This window comes from Rahnella sp. AN3-3W3, from assembly GCF_003263545.1.
Taxonomy (GTDB): Bacteria; Pseudomonadota; Gammaproteobacteria; order Enterobacterales; family Enterobacteriaceae; genus Rahnella; species Rahnella variigena.
Genome location: NZ_JYDG01000080.1, coordinates 33,707 through 40,388, shown reverse-complemented (window position 1 = coordinate 40,388; position 6,682 = coordinate 33,707). Strand labels below are relative to the sequence as shown.

Here is a 6,682-nt window from a genome sequence, read left to right as displayed (position 1 = left end):
TGTGGTCGGCGAGAGAGGATTCGAACCTCCGACCCACTGGTCCCAAACCAGTTGCGCTACCAAGCTGCGCTACTCGCCGATGTCGTGCATCTTACTACTTTCTGATGCTAACTGCATCATTTAAATGAAATTTGTGTGTGGTGCGAAGGGAGGGACTCGAACCCTCACATCCGAAGGACACTAACACCTGAAGCTAGCGCGTCTACCAATTCCGCCACCATCGCATGTCACAATCACAAAATCATTTTTAGAGTGGGGTGGCTAATGGGGCTCGAACCCACGACAACTGGAATCACAATCCAGGGCTCTACCAACTGAGCTATAGCCACCATATCTCTAACTACTAACGTGAACTGTCAGACTTCAACATTTCACCGCAACTCTAGCGCATACTAAATGGTGCGCCCGACAGGATTCGAACCTGAGACCTCTGCCTCCGGAGGGCAGCGCTCTATCCAGCTGAGCTACGGGCGCTTAGCGCCGTTGCGGGTGGGGATACTACGGTTTTAACGCTTGGCTGTCTAGTGCTTTTTTTCAGAAATATTGCGTTTGATTACGCTTTATCCAATACGCATTAAAAGTAAGCGCCTTCCCTTCCCCACCCATGACTTACGGCGTTATTTTAGTTTTTCCGACGTCAGCGCGGCACGTTTGTGCATGCCGAGGCCGAAGTATATCAGCGACACCGCCGCGATGAAAATCCCACCTACCAGCAATGAAACGCGGGTATCCGGATTAATCGCCATACCGACCAGCACACACGCCAGGAAAAGCAGCGTCAGATAGTTGGTATAAGGAAAAAGAATCGATTTAAACGGATGGTTTTTCAGTTTCTCTTTATGCGCATCACGAAAACGCAGCTGGCTGATCAGTACCACAAACCACGGCACCATGCCCGGCAATACGCTGGCGCTGTAAACGTACACAAACACTTTCTCAGGATTCGGAATGATGTAGTTCAGGCACGAACCGACCAGCAGACACAAAATCGTGATCGCAATGCCGTAAACCGGCACACCGCTTTTAGATACATTGCTCAGGAACGCAGGCAGCTGACGATTCTGAGACAACGCATACAGCATACGTCCGCAGCTATACATGCCGCTGTTACAACCCGACAGTGCCGCTGTCAGCACCACAAAGTTGATAATACCCGCCGCTGAAGCGATACCAATCTTCGCGAAGGTCAGCACGAACGGACTGCCGTGCGAGCCCATTTCGTTCCACGGGAAGATGGTGATAATAACGAAAATCGCGCCAACGTAGAAAATCAGGATACGCCACAGGATGTTATTGATGGCGCGTTTGAGGGTAACCTGCGGGTTTTTGGCTTCACCGGCGGTGATACCCACCAGTTCCACGCCCTGATAGGACGCCACGACAATACACAGCGCAAACAGGAAGCCTTTCCAGCCGCCGGCAAAGAAGCCGCCGTGCGCGGTCAGGTTCGCAAACCCCACCGGTTCGCCGTGATTACCAAATCCGAAGAAAATCACTGCCAGCCCGACCACGATCATCACAATGATGGTGGTGATTTTGATCAGCGCAAACCAGAACTCCATTTCGCCATAGAGTTTCACAGCCGCGAGGTTTGCCGCAGCAACAATCGCCACAGCCGCCAGCGCGGGGATCCACTGCGGTAAATCCGGGAACCAGTATTGCGCGTAAACGCCAATCGCGGTGATTTCGGAAATCCCCACCGCTATCCACATGAACCAGTAACTCCACGCGGTGAGATAACCGTAATACGGCCCGAGATATTTATGCGCATACACCGCAAACGAACCGGCCACCGGCTCCAGATGCAGCATTTCGCCCATCGAGCGCATGATAAAGAAGACGAACACACCGGCCAGAATGTACGCCAGTAACACTGACGGCCCGGCCCATTTCAGGGTGCTCGCCGCGCCCATGAATAATCCAACACCGATGGTACCGCCCAGAGCGATCAGCTCAATATGTCTCGCCTCCAGCCCCCGGTGTAGCCCACCCTTTTCTTCTTTATTCTCCATAGATCCTCAATTTCTCTCTCGTTGTGTTTGCCTTCCGGAAGGAGCGGAATGTTATTTTTATTGTGATGATGCCCGTATAGGGCGGAAAAACGGCGTTATGGTTCCGTATTTTCCGACGAGTTGCAAACGCCTATTGAGAAAGATAAGCACTGATATGCAAAGCGGACAGGAAACACAGGCAAGAGAAGTGAAGAAATGAGAGGTGACGCGCCGTCCTGAAGATTCAGAACGGCGGATTCATTACAGACGACCGGTGTAGTAATAACGCACGAATTTGAGCAGTTTTAGCTGACGACGCAAACGGCTTGGCTGCAAAATAAGACGATAGAGCCATTCCAGCCCCATGTTTTGCCAGATTTTTGGTGCCCGTTTCACGTGGCCGGTGAAAACGTCGTAGGTGCCTCCGATGCCCATATAGAGCGCATCCGGATGAACCAGACGACAATCACGCATCAGGATTTCCTGTTTCGGCGAGCCCATCGCCACCGTCACAATCGCTGCCCCGCTGCCTCTGACGCGTTCGAATAACGAGCCACGCTGCTCCGGCGTAAAGTAGCCATTCTGGCTGCCGACAATATTGACGTTCCACTGCGTGCGCAGCTTTTCTTCCGTTTGTTCCAGAACTTCAGGTTTGCCGCCAATCAGAAAGACCGGCGTTCCTTCACGACCGGCGCGATCCATCAGGCCTTCCCAGAGATCGGCACCGGCGATACGGGAAACCTGCGCCTGCGGGTATTTACGGCGGATGGCCCGCACAATGCTGATACCGTCGGGATATTTGTATTCAGCGCGGCCAATCAGCTCACTCATTTCCGGATTACTTTCGACGGTCAGTACTTTCTCGGCATTTATCGCCACCAGCGCACCGGTTTTCACCTTGTGACCGGCAAAAAGGTAATCGAGAAAATGCGCCATATCACGAAAGCCCCAAAGGCGGATCCCGCGGATATCGTATTGCGGAACGTTATTCTCCAGATTCATGACTCTTCCTTACTGCCAGCGGCTCCATGAGGTTTTTTCTGCGGGGTATTTTGGCACGTATCAGCCCGGCGGCGTCAAACATCCAGTACAACAATTTGGCCACCACCAGACATGCGCCGAAAACGACACAGAAGAAGACCACCCGCGAAAAGAAGGAATCCACGCCTTCACGGGCCAGCACAATCATATTAAAGACCGCACCGAAGCAAAAACTTTGCAGGATGGCGGCTTTGTAGCGGTTGGTGTCTGCTTTGCCTTTTTCGTACAACCAGTCGAACCATTTGATGATCATACCGACGGCGACAGCGCCCAGCGGGATAAACCACACGCCGCCCATCACCACCAGCGAGCCAATCAGCGTTGGTGAAATCGCCAGACCGGAATGGTTATCCAGCACTTCCCAGGTGAAATAGTTTGCCGAGTTGAGCACCACGCCCGGGCGATCGTGCCAGAGCCAGCCGGGGATAAAGACGTAGAAATCACGCACAATCGGTGCCAGTCCCTGAAAACTGATTTTGTCGTAGTTTTGCAGCAACAGCCCCAGATTCTCCCACGGCGAAAAGGTATCGCGCGTCAGATAAAGGAAGGTATAAATGGCTTCCGGACCGCTGACGTTCAGACCGTAGCGTTTCAGCGCCAGCCAGAACATCCCGACGATACCCAGCACGCCCGCCGCCGCCAGCATCCATAAGCTGATCCAGCCACGAACAATGCCGATAAACAGAAACAGGGCGAACGCGATAATGATATTGGCGCGGGTTCCGCCGACGATGACATACGTCAGGAAGCCAAACGCCACCGTACTGGCAAGGAAAAACAGCCAGCGGCGCACGTCAGGTTTGAGGAAAAAGACCACCAGCATGGCCGGAATAAAGAAGTAGAAGAAGCGCTTGAGCGCCACGCCGGACACATCGCTGGAGAATATCTGGCTGTAAGACTTGAGCTTAAACAGCAAAAAGCCGTTATGCGCAAAGAAAATAGAAACCGTCACCACCGCAATCAGCGCCAGCAACATCCAGGTGAGATGGGTTTCCACCCGGTTCATGGTAAACAGCGGGCGTGAAGGCCCGTCACGTTTTGCCTTCAGCCGTGTTTTATAGCTGACGTAATAAATGCCGTAGAAACAGGTGGCGGCCAGCATGGCCTGCAACAGGTTTTCGACCGGCACCACTTTCACATCAAACTGGAATACCAGCAGACAAGTCAGAGGAAAACCGAAATAGAACGTCAGCAGATAGAGCAGCGAAAACAAGACGTTGAAGTTAAAGCGCACGCGGCGAAACTCTTTATACGTCAGCGTCAGAATGAACAGCAGCGAGAACGCATACACCAGTGACAAGCCACCGAGCTGTGTCAGCGTCATGATGCGTCTCCCGCCGCCAGCTGCAAGGCCTGCTGCCAGCCCGCGATGTAATTCGGATTAAAAAAGGCGATATTTTGGCGGTCGGCGCTCAGCAACTGGCGTCGTGCTTCCGCCACTGTTTTGGCATCCAGCGCATCACCATAAAACAGCACAGGCAAATGCTGCTCAGCCAGATCCTGCCAGAACGGATTCTGACGGCTGACAACGAACGGCACGCCGAACTGGATAAGCAGACATTGCGTCCCAATGCCCTGCTGGCGGTCGAAAATAAAATACCCCAGCGAGCAGCGGCGCAGCACGTTGAGATAGTCGTCAAACGCCATCGCGCCGGTCATCAGTTCAACGTGTTCAGGCGCAAAAAGTTTCAATGCTTCAGCACGAACCTGCTCAATGTAAGTCTGGTTATTGGCCGGATAGCCCATCGGGATAATCACCCGGATATCGGCTCCGAACTGCTGATGCAAAGAATGCAGCGCTTCAATATGCCGGTTAGTGCGATCGCCGGAGTTACCGACAAGAACCGTCATCGGCCCTTCGGGCTGGGGCAAATCCGCAGGCTGCGTCAGCGCCGGATCCATCCGCGTCGGGAAATAGAGCAACGAAGAAGGCACGCGGGGATGGCGCTGATGGAAGTGGATCAGGTCACCGCGGGTGGCGAAAACATGCCCGATACGGCCCTGCGCCAGACGACGCATCAGATAGAACAGGCGGAATTTCAGACCGCCTGCCGATTCATAAAGGTCTGCGCCCCAGATATGCCAGCTGACCTGTCGCGCCTTAATTTTGCCGGTCAGCAATGCCAGCCAAAGTGTCGGATTAAACTGGCCGTGGAAGAAAAAGTGATGTGTCCGCTCCTGCGCACGGGAAATCACCGCCGCCGCCAGCGTCTTTTTATCCGGATAAACGCGAATATCCAGACGCGTGAACTCAGCAAACGCTGATGCATCCGCCGCCGCGACCATAAAATGACAAATCAGCTTTTCCGGCGCGCATTCGGCCAGTACATCATTAAAAAAGCGCAGTACGGTGACATTATGGTGGGGAATGTCAGATCCCAGAACGTGAATCAGCGTTGTCATGCTCGTCTACGATAGATAACAAATACGGTGCAACACAGGGTGAAATAGACGATGTAGGTCGCCATATAGGCCTGTGCAGCGCCAAGAGAACCGTGTATCGGGATCAGCCAGTGAGAGAATCCCGTCAGTAACGCGAACTGGCTGATTTCAGTCAGCACGTAAAAGCGCAATGACGCTCTGGCGATCACCAGATACCCAAAAACATACGAGCCGACTTTCAGCACATCGCCGACCAGCTGCCACGCGAACAAATCTCGCATTGCGATAAATTGTTTTGAAAACAGCAGCCAGATAGCGAAGTCGCGCAGCAGCCAGACGGTAAAACTGACCGCCGCTACCGCAGGCAAAACGAATTTCAGCGATTTCACAATCTCGCGAGTGACATCGCGTTTATCGGTCATGCGCGATAACGTCGGTAACAGATACACGCTGAAAGAGGCGGTAATGAACTGTAAATAGGCATCGGAAATGCTGCTGACACCCTGCCAGATCCCCACATCTTTCCAGCTGTAATGCTCCGCCAGCAGATTTCGCATCATCACATACGCCACCGGTAAGGTAACGGAGGTGATCAGCGCCATCAGCGTAAATTTGCCCAGATGGCTGGCGATAAAGCGATCCCAGCCAGGCTTTAAATAATGCAGCGGGAAGGATTTTCGCCGCCACAACATACCGCCCGCAGGCAGGATCACCAGCGCCGGCACCAGCGCCAGCCCGGCCAGAGCGCCTTCATAGCCGCCCAGCTTAAAGCACAGCAGATAGGCCAGAAGACCGATCAGGCTGCCGCCGATCACCGCCAGCGCGTTGCCCATGGCATCACGGTAGCCTTTCAGGATGGCCTGAAAATAGTTGGCGTAGGCGATGCCCATCTGAATAAAAGCCACAAAGCGGACGACCGCCTGGTAGCGGTCATGGCCGAACAGCGCGACACTCACCGGTCCGGCGGCCAGCAGAAACACGGCCGCCAGCACCGTCGAGAAACCTAAAATCAGCGTGGAAGACGTGCCGAGAACGGCTTGTAACCGCTCCGGGTTTTCATGATGTTCAGCGACGTATTTGGTAACGCCGTTGAAAATGCCGGCACCAGAAAGCACGCCCAGCACGGTCACCAGCTGGCGGAAATTCCCCGCCTGCCCCACACCATCAGGCCCGAAAACCACCGCCAGCAGTTTCACCACCAACAGCCCGGCACCGATTTTAATCAGCGTGGAACCGGCGGTCCAGACGGACGCTTTTGCCAGCGACAT

The 6,682-nt window shown here is 53.9% G+C and carries 5 protein-coding genes and 4 tRNA genes; all 9 read right to left on the bottom strand.

The features are described from left to right. Positions 1-2: 2 nt before the first annotated feature. A tRNA-Pro gene (locus tag UC15_RS19695) sits at positions 3-79 on the bottom strand. 59 nt (positions 80-138) lie between these two features. Further along, positions 139-224, bottom strand: a tRNA-Leu gene (locus tag UC15_RS19690). Between the two features lie 29 nt (positions 225-253). Beyond that, positions 254-329, bottom strand: a tRNA-His gene (locus UC15_RS19685). A 68-nt stretch (positions 330-397) separates the two neighbouring features. Continuing rightward, a tRNA-Arg gene (locus UC15_RS19680) sits at positions 398-474 on the bottom strand. Between the two features lie 143 nt (positions 475-617). Continuing rightward, on the bottom strand, positions 618-2,012 hold the full coding sequence (locus tag UC15_RS19675) for an amino acid permease (RefSeq protein WP_112290315.1): 1,395 nt from the start codon (positions 2,010-2,012) through the stop codon (positions 618-620). 240 nt (positions 2,013-2,252) lie between these two features. Further along, entirely contained in the window at positions 2,253-2,993 is a 741-nt protein-coding gene (gene wecG / locus UC15_RS19670) for a lipopolysaccharide N-acetylmannosaminouronosyltransferase (RefSeq protein ID WP_112290313.1), read from the bottom strand. Further along, the gene (wzyE, locus tag UC15_RS19665; RefSeq protein WP_112290312.1) at positions 2,977-4,356 is read right to left on the bottom strand and encodes an ECA oligosaccharide polymerase; all 1,380 of its coding nucleotides are present in this window, start codon (positions 4,354-4,356) and stop codon (positions 2,977-2,979) included. Before wzyE ends, wecG begins: the two co-directional genes overlap by 17 nt. Further along, positions 4,353-5,435, bottom strand: coding sequence for a TDP-N-acetylfucosamine:lipid II N-acetylfucosaminyltransferase (locus tag UC15_RS19660; protein ID WP_112290310.1), 1,083 nt, complete (start codon positions 5,433-5,435; stop codon positions 4,353-4,355). The genes wzyE and UC15_RS19660 overlap by 4 nt, the downstream gene beginning before the upstream one ends. Continuing rightward, positions 5,432-6,682, bottom strand: coding sequence for a lipid III flippase WzxE (gene wzxE / locus UC15_RS19655; RefSeq protein WP_112290309.1), 1,251 nt, complete (start codon positions 6,680-6,682; stop codon positions 5,432-5,434). The genes UC15_RS19660 and wzxE overlap by 4 nt, the downstream gene beginning before the upstream one ends.